The organism is Paenibacillus thermotolerans (genome assembly GCF_028745515.1).
GTDB classification, from domain to species: Bacteria; Bacillota; Bacilli; order Paenibacillales; family YIM-B00363; genus Paenibacillus_AE; species Paenibacillus_AE thermotolerans.
Map to the genome: position 1 here is coordinate 1 of NZ_JAQZSG010000095.1, position 511 is coordinate 511.

Annotated in this window: 1 rRNA gene; it reads left to right on the forward strand. The window is 53.6% G+C overall.

Features of this window, described 5'->3' with window-relative positions:
• Positions 1-511, forward strand: a 23S ribosomal RNA gene (locus PT964_RS26375); the annotation flags it as partial.

Genomic DNA, 511 nt, shown 5'->3' on the forward strand with positions numbered 1-511 from the left:
AGTACGTGGGCGTAGACCCGAAACCGGGTGATCTACCCCTGTGCAGGGTGAAGGTGAGGTAACACTCACTGGAGGCCCGAACCCACGAGCGTTGAAAAGCTCGGGGATGACGTGGGGGTAGGGGAGAAATTCCAATCGAACTCGGAGATAGCTGGTTCTCCCCGAAATAGCTTTAGGGCTAGCCTCGGAAGAAGAGTTGTGGAGGTAGAGCACTGATTGGGTGCGGGGCCCGCCAAGGGTTACCAAGTCCAGTCAAACTCCGAATGCCATAAACTTGTTATCCGGGAGTCAGACGGTGAGTGCTAAGATCCATCGTCAAAAGGGAAACAGCCCAGATCATCAGCTAAGGTCCCCAAGTGTGTGTTCAGTGGGAAAGGATGTGGAGTTGCACAGACAACCAGGATGTTGGCTTAGAAGCAGCCACCATTGAAAGAGTGCGTAATAGCTCACTGGTCGAGTGACTCTGCGCCGAAAATGTAACGGGGCTAAACACACCACCGAAGCTATGGCT